The 17466-nt window shown below is 51.0% G+C and carries 14 protein-coding genes, 2 tRNA genes and 1 other RNA gene; 11 read left to right on the forward strand and 6 right to left on the reverse strand.

Translation table 11 applies throughout. The annotated features are described in order from the left end of the window. Positions 1–7: 7 nt before the first annotated feature. The 6 genes from D6029_RS04740 (at position 8) to narI (ending at position 9319) form a co-directional block, all read left to right on the forward strand. Complete coding sequence (locus tag D6029_RS04740; RefSeq protein ID WP_120063653.1) at positions 8–976, forward strand: sugar phosphate isomerase/epimerase family protein; 969 nt, start codon at positions 8–10, stop codon at positions 974–976. Between the two features lie 103 nt (positions 977–1079). Then, on the forward strand, positions 1080–2345 hold the full coding sequence (locus tag D6029_RS04745) for an MFS transporter (protein WP_120063654.1): 1266 nt from the start codon (positions 1080–1082) through the stop codon (positions 2343–2345). 317 nt (positions 2346–2662) lie between these two features. Continuing rightward, the gene (locus tag D6029_RS04750) at positions 2663–6409 is read left to right on the forward strand and encodes a nitrate reductase subunit alpha (RefSeq protein WP_120063655.1); all 3747 of its coding nucleotides are present in this window, start codon (positions 2663–2665) and stop codon (positions 6407–6409) included. Next, positions 6406–7941, forward strand: a complete 1536-nt coding sequence (gene narH / locus D6029_RS04755) for a nitrate reductase subunit beta (protein ID WP_120063656.1) — start codon at positions 6406–6408, stop codon at positions 7939–7941. The genes D6029_RS04750 and narH overlap by 4 nt, the downstream gene beginning before the upstream one ends. Next, positions 7938–8639, forward strand: coding sequence for a nitrate reductase molybdenum cofactor assembly chaperone (gene narJ, locus D6029_RS04760; protein ID WP_120063657.1), 702 nt, complete (start codon positions 7938–7940; stop codon positions 8637–8639). The genes narH and narJ overlap by 4 nt, the downstream gene beginning before the upstream one ends. 2 nt (positions 8640–8641) lie before the next feature. Further along, positions 8642–9319 carry a respiratory nitrate reductase subunit gamma gene (narI, locus tag D6029_RS04765; RefSeq protein ID WP_120063658.1) on the forward strand — a complete coding sequence of 226 codons (678 nt, stop codon included), beginning with the start codon at positions 8642–8644 and terminating at the stop codon, positions 9317–9319. On the opposite strand, the gene D6029_RS04770 is transcribed toward narI, so the two are convergent. Continuing rightward, on the reverse strand, positions 9320–10219 hold the full coding sequence (locus D6029_RS04770; protein ID WP_120063659.1) for a DMT family transporter: 900 nt from the start codon (positions 10217–10219) through the stop codon (positions 9320–9322). A 108-nt stretch (positions 10220–10327) separates the two neighbouring features. Here D6029_RS04770 and D6029_RS04775 point away from each other — a divergent pair, with 108 nt between their 5' ends. After that, positions 10328–10771 carry an Lrp/AsnC family transcriptional regulator gene (locus tag D6029_RS04775; RefSeq protein ID WP_120063660.1) on the forward strand — a complete coding sequence of 148 codons (444 nt, stop codon included), beginning with the start codon at positions 10328–10330 and terminating at the stop codon, positions 10769–10771. Between the two features lie 173 nt (positions 10772–10944). Here the strand turns inward: D6029_RS04775 and D6029_RS04780 are convergent. From D6029_RS04780 to D6029_RS04800, 5 genes are all read right to left on the reverse strand, one after another. Next, positions 10945–11076: non-coding RNA, RtT sRNA (locus D6029_RS04780), on the reverse strand. Positions 11077–11120: 44 nt separating this feature from the next. Next, positions 11121–11205 (reverse strand) — tRNA-Tyr (locus D6029_RS04785). A gap of 49 nt (positions 11206–11254) precedes the next feature. Continuing rightward, positions 11255–11339, reverse strand: a tRNA-Tyr gene (locus D6029_RS04790). A gap of 161 nt (positions 11340–11500) precedes the next feature. Next, entirely contained in the window at positions 11501–12346 is an 846-nt protein-coding gene (gene purU / locus D6029_RS04795) for a formyltetrahydrofolate deformylase (protein WP_120063661.1), read from the reverse strand. Positions 12347–12397: 51 nt separating this feature from the next. Beyond that, positions 12398–12856: a YchJ family protein gene (locus D6029_RS04800; protein WP_120063662.1), complete on the reverse strand. Its 459-nt coding sequence runs from the start codon at positions 12854–12856 to the stop codon at positions 12398–12400. 116 nt (positions 12857–12972) lie between these two features. On the opposite strand from D6029_RS04800, the gene rssA reads away from it, so the two are divergent. The 4 genes from rssA to D6029_RS04820 all read left to right on the forward strand — a co-directional run bounded on the left by rssA (position 12973) and on the right by D6029_RS04820 (position 17461). Next, on the forward strand, positions 12973–13881 hold the full coding sequence (rssA, locus tag D6029_RS04805) for a patatin-like phospholipase RssA (RefSeq protein ID WP_120063663.1): 909 nt from the start codon (positions 12973–12975) through the stop codon (positions 13879–13881). Between the two features lie 93 nt (positions 13882–13974). Further along, positions 13975–14988, forward strand: coding sequence for a two-component system response regulator RssB (gene rssB, locus D6029_RS04810; protein ID WP_120063664.1), 1014 nt, complete (start codon positions 13975–13977; stop codon positions 14986–14988). A 199-nt stretch (positions 14989–15187) separates the two neighbouring features. Then, complete coding sequence (gene galU / locus D6029_RS04815; RefSeq protein WP_120063665.1) at positions 15188–16096, forward strand: UTP--glucose-1-phosphate uridylyltransferase GalU; 909 nt, start codon at positions 15188–15190, stop codon at positions 16094–16096. A gap of 24 nt (positions 16097–16120) precedes the next feature. Further along, entirely contained in the window at positions 16121–17461 is a 1341-nt protein-coding gene (locus tag D6029_RS04820) for a UDP-glucose dehydrogenase family protein (RefSeq protein WP_120063666.1), read from the forward strand. Positions 17462–17466: the final 5 nt, after the last annotated feature.

Here is a 17466-nt window from a genome sequence, read left to right on the forward strand (position 1 = left end):
AGTTTCCATGAACCACATCCAGGCTAAAAAAATTGTCGAGCGCGCGAGGGATCTGCCGCTTTATCTGCATGCCTACGCGTTTCATTTAAATATGCGTATGGAGAAGATCCTGCCGGAAGATTTGCTGGATATCGCCAGCCAACAGCAACTGAAAGGGGTGAAAATTCATGTTGTGGATGGTGAGAGCCAATCGCTAAGGCACGCCAGCGATGAGCGGTTTGCGCGTTTTGCTGCCAAAGCGCGCCGGTTGGGGTTGGATGTTCACATCGAAACCAGCGCCTCAGATGCCGGTACAATTGATGAAGCAGTGAAAATTGCACTGAAATCTGGAGCCACGTCAGTGCGTTTCTATCCGCGCTATGAAGGCACGCTTTCGGAAGTCATGGAGATTATTGCCAAGGATATTCAATACATTAAAGCGCAATACCAACACAGCGGGCTGACATTTACCCTCGAGCAGCATGAAGATTTGCAGAGCCACGAACTGGTGCGATTGATTCAACAGGCCGACTTCCCGCAGCTTTCGCTGCTGTTCGATTTTGCCAATATGATTAACGCTAACGAAGAGCCACTTGAAGCGTTGGCCGTCATGGAAAATGAAGTCACCCAGGTGCATATTAAAGATGCGTTAATCACTAACGAAGGTGAAGGGCGCGGGCATACGGCGTGTATTTCCGGGCAGGGTGAATTACCGTTTAAAGAGTTACTGCTGCAATTAATTTGTTTAGGTGAAGATAAACCGCAGGTCACGGCTTTTGGTCTGGAAGAAGAAGTGGATTATTATGCCCCGGCATTTCGTTTCACTAATGAAGATAAAAATCCGTGGATCCCATTGCGCGAAATGAGTGAAACACCATTGCCGACTTCCGGGCTGGAAGAAAGGCTGAATAAAGAAATTGATGATGCCATGAATCAAATAAACCATGTGCGTAATATTCTTTCCGAGCTTAACCAAGATGCTATGGCTATTTTGTAGAAATAAATAATCCGAATCGTTTAATTCCGGCGCTTTGCGTTTCGTGAAGTGACTGTACTCTCAAATAATAATCAATTCCGCTAGTTCAGGGGTGGGGTGTCTTATGCTAACGAAAAAAAGATGGACTATATTTAGCTTGTTGGTTTTGTGCGGCGGTACAATATATAAATTGCCGTCATTGAAAGACGCATTTTATGTTCCGATGCAGGAATATTTTCATCTAACGAATGGTGAAATTGGGAATGCGATGTCGGTTAACTCTATTGTCACGACCATTGGCTTCTTCTTATCAATCTACTTTTCTGACAAATTGCCGCGCCGGTTTACGATGTCGCTTTCACTGATTGCGACGGGTTTGCTGGGGATCTACCTTTCCACCATGCCGGGCTACTGGGGCATACTTTTTGTCTGGGCGCTGTTCGGGGTGACCTGCGACATGCTGAACTGGCCGGTGCTGTTAAAGTCGGTGAGTTTGCTCGGAGACAACACCCAACAGGGAAGGTTGTTTGGCTTCTTTGAAACCGGGCGAGGGATTGTTGATACCGTTATTGCCTTTAGCGCACTGGCTGTTTTTACCTGGTTTGGTAGCGACTATTTCGGTTTTAAAGCGGCAATATTATTTTACTCCTTCATCGCTATTGCGGTGGGTGTGATTATTTTCTTCGTATTAAAAGAAAGCCCGGAAGAGCAAACGGCGAAAAAAGAGAATGCAGCCAAAAAAGAAGCAAATCCAGGCCTGGGTAATGTATTAAAAAACAAAACCGTATGGTTAATTGCTTTTAGCGTGTTCTGTGTTTATGCCGTGTATTGCGGATTAACCTTCTTTATTCCCTTCTTAAGGAATGTCTACGCACTGCCAATTGCTTTGGTGGGCGCATATGGGATTATCAATCAATATTGTTTAAAAATGGTCGGCGGCCCTATTGGTGGGTTAATAGCGGATAAAGTTTTAAAGTCCCCGAGCCAATATCTGTTCTATACCTTTATTATTAGCGCGCTGGCGTTGGTTGCATTGATATTATTACCCCATGAGCAAATGCCGGTTTATTTAGGCATGGCCTGCACTCTGATGTTTGGTGCGGTTATCTTTACACAACGTGCGGTGTTCTTCGCCCCAATCGGTGAAGCGGGAATCAGTGAGAAAAACACCGGCGCGGCAATGGCTTTGGGCAGTTTTATCGGTTATGCCCCGGCGATGTTCTGCTACAGCCTGTACGGCTACATCTTAGATACCAATCCTGGTCTGTTGGGCTACAAAATCGTCTTTGGTTTGATGGCCGTTTTCGCCTGCGCCGGGATTGTCATTTCGGGTCTGCTGATCAAAAACATCCGCGCTGAGCGCAAATCAGAACCATTGGCTTCTGTTTAAAACCGCACAATTTATGATGGGGTCTTCTGTGAAAGGGAAGCCCCATTTTTACTCACTTACCCCTTAATACCCAGCGGTTCAAATTTCTACTCCTTACATAATGTGTGATGAGTTAAATATTGATATATTTCAATTGATTAGCCATTAAATTGTTATTGCCACTTTGGTGGTATATCGCCCATCCGTGCGCAAAACTCCCTCAGTTCCAGTTGATCCTCATCAATTATCCCTGCAAATGCGCGGGTTACCGTGCCAGCAAATTAGCAATGTCGTATTCATAAGATAGAGCCTCCAGGCTCCACATCAGGAGAACCCCGATGAGCAAATTTCTTGACCGGTTTCGGTACTTCAAACAGAAGGGCGAAACTTTTGCCGATGGACATGGCCAACTGCTCGATACCAATCGTGATTGGGAAGAAGGTTATCGCCAGCGTTGGCAGCACGACAAAGTGGTGCGTTCCACTCATGGTGTTAACTGCACGGGCTCCTGTAGCTGGAAGATCTACGTCAAAAGCGGCCTGGTGACTTGGGAAACCCAGCAAACCGATTACCCGCGCACTCGCCCTGATATGCCAAACCATGAGCCACGCGGCTGCCCGCGCGGTGCGAGCTACTCCTGGTATCTCTACAGCGCCAACCGCCTGAAATATCCTTTGATGCGCAAGCGCCTGATTAAACTGTGGCGTGAAGCGAAAACGCTGCATGAAGATCCGGTCGATGCCTGGGCTTCAATCATCAACGACCCGGAGAAAGCAAAAAGCTATAAACAAGCCCGTGGTCGCGGTGGTTTTGTGCGCTCAAGCTGGCAGGAAGTGAACGAGCTGATTGCTGCGGCTAACGTGTTTACCGCGAAAACTTTCGGCCCTGACCGTATCGCAGGTTTCTCGCCGATCCCGGCAATGTCGATGGTTTCTTACGCCTCAGGCGCTCGCTACCTTTCCCTGATTGGCGGCACCTGCCTGAGCTTCTACGACTGGTATTGCGATTTACCGCCTGCGTCACCAATGACCTGGGGCGAGCAGACTGACGTTCCTGAATCTGCCGACTGGTACAACTCCAGCTACATTATGGCCTGGGGTTCTAACGTTCCGCAGACCCGTACGCCCGACGCCCACTTCTTTACCGAAGTGCGTTACAAAGGCACCAAAACTGTCGCGGTGACGCCGGATTACGCTGAAATCGCCAAACTGTGCGACCAGTGGCTGGCACCAAAACAGGGCACCGATGCAGCGATGGCGCTGGCAATGGGCCATGTGATGCTGCGTGAATTCCACCTCGACAACCCAAGCCAATACTTCACCGATTACGTGCGCCGCTACACCGACATGCCAATGTTGGTGATGCTGGAAGAGCGTGACGGTTTCTACGCCGCAGGCCGCATGTTACGTGCATCTGATTTGGTTGACGGTCTGGGCCAGGAAAATAACCCGCAGTGGAAAACGGTCGCCATGGACAGCCAGAACGGCGAGTTGCTGGCACCGAACGGTTCTATCGGTTATCGCTGGGGCGAGAAGGGCAAGTGGAACCTGGAACAGCGCGACGGCACCAGCGGCGAAGAAGCCGAACTGCGCCTGAGCCTGCTCGGCAGCCACGACGAAGTGGCGGAAGTGGGCTTCCCATACTTCGGCGGTGAAAGCACAGAGCACTTCAGCAACGTGAAACTCGATAACGTGCTGATGCATAAACTGCCGGTTAAACGCATTCAACTGGCAGACGGTTCCACCGCGCTGGTGACTACCGTTTATGACCTGACGCTGGCGAACTACGGTTTGGATCGTGGCCTGAACGACGAAAACTGTGCGTCGAGCTATGACGACTTGAAAGCGTATACCCCGGCGTGGGCGGAGCAGATTACCGGCGTTTCCCGCCAGAACATTATCCGCATTGCCCGTGAATTTGCCGACAACGCTGACAAAACCCATGGCCGCTCGATGATCATCGTCGGTGCCGGTATGAACCACTGGTTCCACATGGACATGAACTACCGTGGCCTGATCAACATGCTGATCTTCTGCGGTTGCGTCGGCCAAAGCGGCGGCGGCTGGGCACACTATGTGGGCCAGGAAAAACTGCGCCCGCAAACTGGCTGGACTCCGCTTGCCTTCGCCCTTGACTGGCAGCGTCCGCCGCGCCACATGAACAGCACTTCGTTCTTCTATAACCACTCAAGCCAATGGCGTTATGAGTCGTTGACCGCCGAAGAACTGCTTTCCCCGCTGGCGGATAAATCCCGTTATAGCGGCCATTTGATTGACTTCAACGTCCGCGCCGAGCGTATGGGCTGGTTGCCATCGGCACCACAGCTCAATACCAACCCGTTGCACATCGCCAAACAGGCGAAAGCGGCAGGCATGAGCCCGGCTGATTTCACCGCGCAGCAGCTGAAAAGTGGCGATATTCGCTTTGCCGCCGAGCAGCCGGATGCCGGTAACAACCATCCGCGCAACTTGTTTGTCTGGCGCTCAAACCTGCTGGGTTCATCCGGCAAGGGCCACGAGTACATGCTCAAATATCTGTTGGGTACTGAAAACGGTATTCAGGGTAAAGATTTGGGCAAAGAAGGCGGCGTGATGCCGGAAGAAGTCGAATGGGTGGATAACGGCCTCGACGGCAAACTGGATTTAGTGGTGACGCTGGACTTCCGTCTGTCGAGCACCTGTTTGTATTCCGATATCGTGTTGCCAACGGCGACCTGGTATGAGAAAGACGACATGAATACTTCGGATATGCATCCGTTTATTCACCCGCTTTCTGCCGCTGTTGACCCGGCCTGGGATTCAAAAAGCGACTGGGATATCTACAAAGATATCGCGAAGAAATTCTCCGAAGTGTGTGTCGGCCATTTAGGCAAAGAAACCGACGTGGTGACGCTGCCGATTCAGCACGATTCCGCCGCAGAACTGGCGCAGCCGTTTGGCGTGATGGACTGGAAAAAGGGCGAATGTGACCTGATTCCGGGCAAAACCGCACCGCACCTGATCACCGTTGAACGTGATTACCCGGCGACTTACGAGCGTTTCACCTCGATTGGCCCGCTGATGGAAACCATCGGCAACGGCGGCAAAGGGATTGCGTGGAATACGCAGTCTGAAATGGATCTGCTGCGCAAGCTTAACTACACCAAAACCGAAGGCCCGGCGAAAGGCCAGCCGATGATCAACACGGCGATCGATGCCGCAGAAATGATCCTGACGCTGGCACCGGAAACCAACGGCCAGGTAGCAGTAAAAGCCTGGGCGGCACTCAGCGAATTTACCGGGCGCGACCACACGCATCTGGCGCTGAATAAAGAAGACGAAAAAATTCGCTTCCGCGATATTCAGGCGCAACCGCGCAAAATCATCTCCAGCCCGACCTGGTCTGGCCTTGAAGATGAACACGTTTCTTACAGCGCCGGTTATACCAACGTTCACGAGCTGATCCCATGGCGTACGCTGTCTGGTCGCCAACAGCTTTATCAGGATCACCAGTGGATGCGTGATTTTGGCGAAAGCCTGCTGGTGTACCGTCCGCCGATTGATACCCGTTCCGTGAAAGGCGTGATGGGTAAAAAATCCAACGGTAATCCAGAGAAAGCGTTGAACTTCCTGACGCCGCACCAGAAATGGGGCATTCACTCAACTTACAGCGACAACTTGCTGATGCTGACGCTGTCCCGTGGCGGCCCGATTGTCTGGATGAGTGAAATCGACGCCAAAGATTTGGGCATCGAAGATAACGACTGGATTGAAGTGTTCAACAAAAACGGTGCGCTGACGGCGCGTGCGGTAGTGAGCCAGCGTGTGCCGGAAGGCATGACGATGATGTATCACGCTCAGGAACGTATCGTGAACCTGCCGGGTTCCGAAATTACCGGGCAACGCGGCGGGATTCATAACTCGGTCACCCGAATTAGCCCGAAACCAACGCACATGATTGGCGGCTATGCGCAGCTGGCTTATGGCTTTAACTACTACGGCACCGTCGGGTCAAACCGTGATGAGTTCGTAGTCGTGCGCAAGATGAAAGACATTAACTGGTTAGACGGTGAAGGCAACGACCAGAAACAGGAGAGCGTAAAATGAAAATTCGTTCACAAGTCGGCATGGTGCTGAATCTTGATAAATGCATCGGCTGTCACACCTGTTCTGTGACCTGTAAAAACGTCTGGACCAGCCGCGAAGGGATGGAGTACGCGTGGTTTAACAACGTCGAAACCAAACCGGGGATTGGCTACCCGAACGACTGGGAAAACCAGGAAAAATGGAAGGGCGGTTGGATCCGTAAAATCAACGGTAAACTGCAACCGCGCATGGGGAACCGTGCGATGTTGCTGGGTAAAATCTTCGCTAACCCGCATCTGCCGGGCATCGACGATTACTACGAACCGTTTGATTACGACTATCAGCATCTGCATAACGCGCCGGAAGGGAAACATCAGCCCATTGCGCGTCCGCGTTCGCTGATTACCGGCCAGCGCATGAACAAAATCGAAGCCGGCCCGAACTGGGAAGAGATCCTCGGCGGCGAATTTGAAAAACGCGCTAAAGATCAGAACTTCGTTAACATGCAGAAGGCGATGTACGGCCAGTTCGAAAACACCTTTATGGCGTATCTGCCGCGCCTGTGTGAACACTGCCTGAACCCGGCGTGTGCGGCAACGTGCCCGAGCGGTGCAATTTATAAGCGTGAAGAAGACGGCATTGTGCTGATTGACCAGGACAAATGCCGTGGCTGGCGTATGTGCATCACCGGGTGTCCATACAAAAAAATCTACTTCAACTGGAAAAGCGGCAAATCAGAGAAGTGCATTTTCTGTTACCCGCGTATCGAAGCAGGCCAGCCGACGGTTTGCTCCGAAACCTGCGTAGGCCGTATTCGTTACCTCGGCGTGCTGTTGTATGACGCGGACGCGATTGAATCCGCAGCCAGCACCGAAAACGAAAAAGATCTGTATGAGCGCCAGTTGGGTATTTTCCTCAATCCGAATGACCCGGCGGTTATCGAGCAGGCGCGGAAAGATGGTATTCCAAATAGCGTAATCGAAGCCGCACAGCAGTCGCCGGTTTACAAAATGGCGATGGACTGGAAGCTGGCGCTGCCGCTGCACCCGGAATATCGCACGCTGCCGATGGTCTGGTATGTGCCGCCGTTGTCGCCAATTCAGTCTGCGGCTGATGCGGGCGAACTGCCGCACACCGGGATTTTGCCAGACGTTGAAAGCCTGCGTATTCCGGTGGAATACCTGGCGAACTTGCTGACCGCGGGTGATACCGCGCCGGTTCTGCGCGCCCTGAAACGCATGATGGCGATGCGCCATTACAAACGTGCGGAAACGGTAGAAGGCATTCACGATATCAGCGCATTAGAAGAAGTCGGTTTGACTGAAGCGCAGGCGCAGGAAATGTATCGCTATCTGGCGATTGCCAACTACGAAGATCGTTTCGTGGTGCCCTCCAGCCACCGCGAGCTGGCGGCTGATGCGTTCCCGGAAAGCAAAGGTTGCGGTTTCAGCTTTGGCGACGGTTGCCACGGTTCGGATTCCAAATTCAACCTGTTCAACAGCAAACGCATTGACGCGATTGATGTGTCCAGCAAAACGGAGCCAAAACCATGATTGAACTTTTGGTGATTTCCCGCTTGCTCGAGTACCCGGATGCTGCGCTTTGGCAGCATCAGCAGGAACTTCGCGACGCATTAGCTGAAGGCAGTGCATTGAATTTGCAGCAGGCGGCGCAGCTTAACGGTTTTATTACTTCTTTGTGCAGCCGCGATTTGTTGGATGCGCAGGCGAGTTATAGCGAACTGTTTGACCGTGGTCGCGCCACGTCGCTGTTGCTGTTTGAACATGTTCACGGCGAATCCCGTGACCGTGGGCAGGCGATGGTGAACCTGATGAACCAGTATCAGCAGGCCGGAATGGAAATCGACAGCCGCGAGCTGCCTGACCATCTGCCGCTGTATCTGGAATATCTCTCGCAACGTGAAGAAAGTGAAGCGCGTGGCGGTTTGCAGGATGTGGCGCCGATTCTGGCTCTGCTGGCGGCTCGTCTGAAACAGCGTGAAAGTGATTATGCCGCGCTGTTTGATGTGCTGCTCGGCCTGTCGCAAAGCAATGTGGCGGTTGAAAGCGTGAGCAAGCAGATTGCTGGCGAAGCACGCGATGACACGCCGCAGGCGCTGGACGCGGTATGGGAGGAAGAGCTGGTGAAATTTGTGGCTGACGCCGGTTGCGGTGAATCTGAAATTTCCAGCCATCAGAAGCGTTTTGCCGGGGCTGTCGCTCCGCAGTATCTGAATATCGGAGGACAGTAATCATGCAATTTCTCAATGTGTTCTTCTACGACATGTATCCGTACATTTGCGGGACGGTGTTCCTGCTGGGAAGTTGGCTGCGTTACGACTACGGCCAGTACTCCTGGAAAGCCGGTTCCAGCCAGATGCTCGACCGCAAAGGGATGAATCTGGCGTCAAACCTGTTCCATATCGGGATTCTGGGGATTTTCGCCGGTCACTTCCTCGGCATGTTAACGCCGCACTGGATGTACGAGTCGTTCCTGCCCATCGATGTGAAGCAGAAGATGGCGATGATTGCCGGTGGCGCGTGCGGTGTGATGACGCTGGTGGGCGGTTTGCTGCTGCTCAAACGCCGCCTGTTTAACCCGCGTATTCGTGCGACATCAAGCGTGGCGGATATTCTGATTCTCAGCCTGTTGGTTATCCAGTGTGCGTTGGGCCTGCTGACGATTCCTTTCTCTGCTCAGCATATGGACGGCAGCGAGATGATGAAACTGGTGGGTTGGGCGCAGGCGGTGGTGACGTTCCACGGCGGTGCGTCTGAGCATCTGGACGGCGTGGCGTTTATCTTCCGCGTGCATTTGGTGTTGGGTATGACGCTGTTCCTGCTGTTCCCGTTCACCCGTCTGGTGCACGTTTGGAGCGCGCCGGTTGAGTATCTGACGCGTAAGTATCAGATTGTGCGCGCTCGTCGTTAATTATCGCGTTTTATGTTCCAGGCCCTGCGAGAGCGGGGCCTTTTCTTTTGTACCCCAACCGAGATTATTTCCTGCCGCAGCCAGCAAAATCAGCACACCTCCAATAAATTGCACAACGCTCAACGTATGACCAAACATCAGGCTATCTACTGTGACCGCCACTAAGGGATAAATAAAAGAGAGTGAGCCGATGATTGGCGTTGGTAGTTTCTGAATCGCGCCATAAAGCAGTTGGTACATCACTCCGGTGTGAACGATTCCGAGCGTCAATAATATTCCCCATGGGAAATTATCCGAGAGAGCGACGAAATGGGTCAGCGGCAATAATATAACCACACCAACCAGCACCTGGATAAAGGCAATATGTTGGGGTGGATGAGGGCGTAATTTGCGGGCGATGATTGCCGTCAGCGCGTAGAAGAAAGCGGCACCAAGCGACATGGCAATACCTGTTATCAAGTTAGCGTTATGCGCCGTAATAAGCTCGCTAGAAAGCAGAATCACCACGCCGCTAAACGCCAGAAGCAGCCAACCCCACTTTATCAGTGTCACCCGCTCACCCATGAAAACGCCTATCAGAACCAGCATGAACGGCTGGGTATTGTAGACCACGGTCGACATGCCAATGGAAATCTGGTCGTACGCGGCGAACAGCAGTAGCCAGTTGATGACCAAAGCCACGCCGCCGATGACGGACAGCAAAAACATGCTACGTGTAAAGTGGCTGAAAGGCTGTTTGCTCACCATGATAAAAAATCCAAGCGCTGCAGCACCTATCGCACAACGCCAGAATACGACGTCAATAACGGGTAAACCTGACAACAATACAAATGCGCCAATGGAACCTGAAATAAGCATTGCCAGGCACATTTGCCAGACACCAGTTTTAAATTCATTCATAGAAACCTCCCGAATCAGATGTCTCTATTGTGAAAAAATCGACGTGTGCTTTACAGAGTTGTTGTAAGGTGAAAAGAGATAATTTCTTTTTTTATGAAGGTAAATTAGATGGAATTCCTTATTGATGATATCGATCGGGCAATTGTGACCTGCCTGGCGCAGGACGCCAGAGTGTCGCTTAAAGTCCTGAGTGCGCGAGTGGGGCTAACATCACCGAGCACGGCAGAGCGACTGAAGCGTTTAGAAGAACGTGGGATTATTGAGGGTTATAGCGCGCGAGTGAATCTGGTGGCGCTAGGGTATACATTGCAGGCTCTGGTTAGGGTGAAGCCGCTGCCAGGAATGCTGCAAAAGGTGGAAAAATATCTGCAAGCCATGCCGCAATGCATTGAGTGTGACAAAGTGACTGGAGAAGACTGTTTCGTGGTGAGACTGGTAGTAAAAGATATTGCGCAGTTGGACATGTTGCTCGATGGGCTTGCTGAACAGGCTCAGTCTAATACGGCGATTGTGAAAAGTTCGCCCGTTACGCGGCGATTGCCTGCGATGTAATGACGCTGGTGGGCGGTTTGCGTGATTGTGTCGGATGACGCTGCGCTTATCCGACCTACGGATCGGTTTTGCGTTTTGAATTTGGTTTTGTAGGTTGGATAAGCGAAGCGTCATCCAACAAAAAGTGTTGAATTTTTTATGGTTTGGAATTTGTTTGGAGGTGTTGCTGAGAATGGTGGCGGGGGAAGGATGACTCGACGCGTTGCGTCTCGCCCTTCGGGTCGTTGCCTGCGGCAACGCTTTCTCGCTAACGCTCGAATCGAACCTTAGTCGAAGCTTCTCATCCTTCCCCAACGGGAATATGAAATTTTATGCGATTTGGAATTTGTTTGGGAGGTACTACAAAGAATGGTGGCGGGGGAAGGATTCGAACCTTCGAAGTCGATGACGGCAGATTTACAGTCTGCTCCCTTTGGCCGCTCGGGAACCCCGCCAGGGGTGTTTGATTCTTGATTGAATCAGGCCGTGCATAAATCTTGAAGATGGTGGCGGGGGAAGGATTCGAACCTTCGAAGTCGATGACGGCAGATTTACAGTCTGCTCCCTTTGGCCGCTCGGGAACCCCGCCAGGGGTATTTCATACTTGGCTTTCTTGCTCGCTACCTTTGTCTGGAAGCGGGGCGCATCATATCAAATGAAGCGCCGCTGTAAAGCATTCACTATAAGAAAATGAATCGTTTGCCGTTTTTTTACCCGTAACGCCGTAAAGCTAAACAATTCATTTCTGGATCAGAGAATTATGGTGCGATTTCCATAAACAAACACGCGTTGCGCCAGAACCTGATACAGCGCTCGGCTCAAAACATTTTTCTCAACGTCACGCCCGGCACGCATCATATCTTCTGCGGTGTAGGTGTGATCAACGTGAATCACATCCTGCATGATGATGGGGCCTTCATCCAGATTGTCGTTCACGTAGTGTGCGGTGGCACCGATAATCTTCACGCCGCGCTCATACGCCTGATGATAAGGACGCGCACCGATAAACGCCGGCAGGAACGAGTGGTGAATGTTGATAATCTGGTTCGGGAAGCGGGAAACGAACTCAGGCGTTAACACACGCATGTATTTCGCCAGTACTACGTAATCGGGGTTATGCGCTGCAATCGAGTCAGCCATTTGTTTGTCGTGATCTTCGCGCGTCAAACCTTCATGGCTCACCAATTCAAACGGGATATCAAAACGCTCAACCAAAGTGCGCAGCGTTTCGTGGTTGCCAATAACGGCAGCGATTTCAACATCGAGGCCGCCGTAATTGGCTTTCATTAATAAGTCACCCAGACAATGCGCTTCTTTGGTGACCAGAATCACGACGCGACGACGGCCCGCTGGGATGAGTTCACGTACTGAACCTTCAGGCAATGCGCCGTCTAAATCCGCCAGTAGCGTGTTGTCGTTGAAAATCCCTTCAAGCTCAGTACGCATAAAGAAGCGCCCGGTGCGGTGGTCAACAAACTCATTGTTCTGAACAATGTTCAGTTCGTGCTTGTAACAAATATTGGTGATCTTGGCGATCAGGCCCTTAGCGTCAGGGCAAATGGTGCGGAGTACTTTTCGCTGTAGTGCTTGTGTCACTGGGAAATCCTGTTTTGCGTGTGTTTGCTAATTGATTTGTGCCACGGTGAGTTAACGACCACAACACTTTTTATATTTTTTGCCGGAACCGCAAGGGCAGGGGTCGTTACGACCCAATTGCGGGCGGGTTCCGTCAACATAATACCATTGACCGTTTTCCTTTAAGAAACGAGAACGCTCGATGATGGCACATTCCTCGCCTTGTTCTTCAAAACGAGCAACGAAACTGACGAAGCCTTCGTTTTCGTCACGTCCATCAGCCGTTTCATAAACGGTTAAACCTAACCATTGTGTGGTGGCAAAACTTCCAGAAACATCGGCTTTCAGCGAAGAACTGCGAGTTTGGGGATACCAGCTTGCGACAAGGTAATCTGCGTCCTGCATCACATAGGCGCTATAACGTGAACGCATAAGCTGTGATGGGGTTGGCGCATGGCGCTCCGCGCGTAGGTAAGGCTGGCAACATACGCTATACTCCAGACCGCTACCACAAGGGCAAAGTTGCGACACAGCATCTCCTTGGTTACAAAAAAATAGTCGGCGTAAATACGCAGGGTAGTTATGTTAACTGAGCTGTGGCAAGTTCGCCACGCGGTGATATACCGGGGAAGAGTGACCGAGGCGAAATGAGACAGGTAAAAATCGGCCTGGCGTTAGGGTCGGGAGCAGCAAAAGGATGGGCGCATATTGGTGTCATTAATGCGTTAAAGCGGGCAGGTATTCAGGTCGATATCGTAGCGGGTTGCTCTGTAGGTGCGCTGGTTGGCGCGGCTTATGCCAGTAATCGTTTACCTATGATGGAACGCTGGGTGCGTTCATTCGGCTATTGGGATGTCTTGCGGCTGATGGATCTTTCCTGGCGGCGCGGCGGTTTATTACGCGGCGAGCGCGTGTTCAATAACGTTCGTAAAATCATCACCGAAGAAAATATTGAAGACTGCGCGCTGCGGTTTGGCTCGGTTGCGACCAATTTAAGCACCGGGCGCGAGTTGTGGTTCACTGATGGCGATCTTCATCAAGCCGTGCGCGCCTCTTGCAGTATGCCAGGGCTGCTGTCGCCAGTTGGATACAACGGTTATTGGCTGGTAGACGGCGCGGTGGTAAATCCGGTGCCGGTTTCGCTCACCCGCGCGTTAGGTGCTGATATTGTGATTGCCGTCGATCTCCAGCATGACGCCCATTTGATGCAGCAAGATTTACTCTCCGTGAATATGACTACGCCGATTTCTGAAAATCAGGTGCAATCTGACACCTGGCGTGGACGTTTACGTGAGCAACTCGGTAAAATCACCACGCGACGCGCCAATACCACGCCAACGGCCATGGAGATCATGACCACGTCTATTCAGGTGCTGGAAAACCGCTTAAAACGCAACCGTATGGCCGGCGATCCTCCCGATATTCTGCTGCAACCATTTTGCCCTCAGATTTCTACCTTGGATTTCCACCGCGCCGCAGAAGCGATAAGCGCCGGGAGTCTGGCCGTCGAGAAAAAAATGGATGAGTTGTTACCTTTGGTTCGTACCCATGAATGAGTACGGTGAAAACTCGCATCTTCAGGCAATTCTGACAGGCGGTGATTGTCATACCATGCCACTATTGATCTATCGCCAGTCAGGGGAGCGCACATGACACAGCCACTCGTTGGAAAACAGATTCTCATTGTTGAGGACGAGCCCGTTTTCCGCTCTTTGCTGGAGAATTATCTTTCTTCTTTAGGGGCAATTATTGCCGTCGCCACCGATGGCGTCGAAGCCCTGGAGAAAATGCCCACTTTTGCGCCCGATTTGTTGATTTGTGATTTGGCGATGCCGCGCATGAACGGGCTGAAGTTAGTCGAGCATTTGCGTAATGAAGGGGTGCAAACGCCGATTCTGGTGATTTCTGCGACGGAAAATATGTCCGATATCGCTAAAGCACTGCGTTTTGGCGTGCAGGATGTGCTGCTTAAACCTATCAAAGATCTTAATCGACTGCGTGAAACCGTGTTCGCCTGCCTCTATCCGAATATGTTCAATTCACGGGTCGAAGAAGAAGAACGTTTGTTTCAGGATTGGGACGCGTTGGTGAGCGACCCGCAGGCGGCTTCAAAATTACTGCAAGAACTGCAACCTCCCGTGCAACAGGTGATGTCGCATTGCCGCGTGAATTATCGCCAATTGATTACCCTTAATCAGCCAGGGCTGGTTCTGGATATCGCACCGCTTTCAGAAAACGATCTGGCATTTTATTGCCTGGATGTGACGAGGGCAGGTGATAACGGTGTGTTGGCGGCGTTGTTATTACGTGCGTTATTTAACGGGCTATTGCAGGAACAACTTGCGAAACAAAATCAACGTTTGCCGGAGCTGGGTAATTTACTGAAACAAGTGAATCAGTTATTACGCCAGGCAAATCTTACCGGGCAATTTCCGCTGATGGTGGGCTATTACCATAGCGAGATGAAAAACCTCATTTTGGTTTCCGCTGGACTCAATGCCACATTAAATACCGGCGAGCATCAAATTCAGGTCAGTAATGGTGTGCCTTTAGGGACTCTGGGCAATACTTACCTCAATCAAATCAGCCAGCGCTGCGAATCCTGGCAATGCCAGGTGTGGGGCACAGGTGGGCGTTTAAGACTCATGTTGTCTGCGGAATGAGCATCTGGATGCTTGAAAACATTTAGGTTTTCTCCCCTATCTTTGCTGGTGGTAATATCGTATTTAACCGACTCGTATTTATCTTAAATTACCAGCGCAACGGGTAAACAGCGGCAGATACCATTTTTAAGCTGATATACTCGAGGCGTATTTTAATTGACTTGCAAGTGAAAACTTGAACAGTCCAGGAGATTTTTCAATGGCTGCCATTAATTCTAAAGTAAGAAAAGCAGTAATCCCTGTCGCGGGATTGGGTACACGCATGTTACCGGCTACCAAGGCAATTCCAAAAGAGATGCTGCCGCTGGTTGATAAGCCTTTAATTCAATATGTTGTCAACGAATGTATCGCGGCTGGCATTACTGAAATTGTGCTGGTGACTCACTCGTCGAAAAACTCCATCGAAAACCATTTCGATACCAGTTTTGAACTGGAAGCCATGCTGGAAAAACGCGTTAAGCGTCAGTTGCTGGAAGAAGTGCAGGCTATTTGCCCGCCGCACGTCACCATTATGCAGGTTCGTCAGGGTCTGGCTAAAGGTCTGGGCCACGCCGTTCTGTGTGCGCATCCTGTTGTCGGCGATGAGCCGGTCGCGGTTATTCTGCCAGACGTAATCCTCGATGAATTCGAGTCTGATTTGTCGCAAGACAACCTGGCAGAAATGATCAAACGTTTTGATGCTACGGGCCACAGCCAGATTATGGTTGAGCCGGTAGAAGACGTCACCGCTTACGGTGTTGTTGACTGTAAAGGCGTTGAATTGAATGAAGGCGACAGCGTGTCGATGGTGGGTATTGTTGAGAAGCCTAAAGCGAACGTTGCGCCATCAAACCTGGCGGTTGTCGGTCGTTACGTGTTGACCGCTGATATCTGGCCGCTGCTGTCCAAAACGCCTCCAGGTGCGGGCGATGAAATTCAGCTTACTGATTCTATCGCCATGCTGATGGAAAAACAGACGGTTGAAGCCTATCACATGAAAGGCGTGAGCCATGACTGTGGTAACAAACTGGGCTATATGCAGGCGTTCGTGGAATACGGTATTCGTCACAACACTCTGGGTGCTGATTTCAAAGCATGGCTTGAAGAGACTGTTGGCGCGAAAAAGTAATTCATTTCAACGCAGGATAGAAAGATGAAAGTTACTGTATTTGGTATCGGCTATGTAGGACTCGTTCAGGCTGCCGTGCTCGCGGAAGTCGGACACGATGTGATGTGCATAGACGTCGATGCAAAGAAAGTCGAAAATCTGAAAAACGGTGTGATTCCTATTTTTGAGCCGGGCTTAACGCCGCTGGTGAAAAAAAACTATGAAGAAGGGCGCTTACAATTCAGCACCGATGCTGAAATGGGCGTTCATCATGGTGAGATGCAATTTATTGCAGTAGGCACGCCGCCTGATGAAGATGGTTCCGCTGACCTGAAATATGTGACTGCTGTTGCGCGCACTATCGCGCAGCATATGACTTCCCACAAAGTGGTGCTTGATAAATCTACCGTTCCGGTCGGAACCGCAGACAGAGTACGCTCAGTCATGGAAGAAACGCTGAAAGAACGTGGCGTTGAAATTCCGTTTGATGTGGTTTCTAACCCTGAATTCCTGAAAGAAGGTGCTGCGGTTTCTGACTGCATGCGTCCTGAGCGTATCGTTATCGGTACTGATAACGACGATGTTGTGGATTTGCTGCGTGAGCTCTATGAGCCGTTTAACCGCAACCACGATCGTATGATTCTGATGGATATCCGTAGCGCCGAGCTGACCAAATATGCCGCTAACTGCATGTTGGCGACCAAAATCAGCTTTATGAACGAGATCTCAAACCTGGCGGAACGCCTGGGTGCAGATATCGAGAAAGTGCGTATGGGTATTGGTTCAGACTCTCGTATTGGCTACAGCTTTATTTATCCTGGCTGCGGCTACGGTGGTTCTTGCTTCCCGAAAGATGTGCAGGCGCTAATCCGCACGGCTCAGCAGATTGGCTATACGCCACGTATTCTGCAAGCGGTAGAAGAGGTAAACCACGACCAGAAGTTAAAACTCCCTGAGTTTATTTCTCGTCACTTTGGTGAAGACTTGAAAGGCAAAACCTTCGCGCTGTGGGGGCTTTCTTTCAAACCCAATACCGACGATATGCGTGAAGCCTCAAGCCGCGTCCTGATGGAAGCGCTGTGGGAACGCGGTGCTCAGGTGCAGGCGTACGACCCGGAAGCAATGGATGAAACCCAGCGCATTTACGGACATCGTTCAGACTTGAAACTCATGGGAACCAAAGAAGCGGCGTTACAAGATGCTGATGCTTTGGTTATTTGTACCGAGTGGCAAAGTTTCCGTGCACCCGATTTCGATTCCATTAAGAAATCGTTGAAGCAACCAGTTATCTTTGATGGCCGTAACCTGTATGATCCTGAAAGGCTCAGCAAGCGCGGCTTTGTTTATTATGCAATTGGCCGCGGAGCGTCCATTAATATTGCGTAATAAAC

The organism is Buttiauxella izardii (assembly GCF_003601925.1).
Classification (GTDB): domain Bacteria; phylum Pseudomonadota; class Gammaproteobacteria; order Enterobacterales; family Enterobacteriaceae; genus Buttiauxella; species Buttiauxella izardii.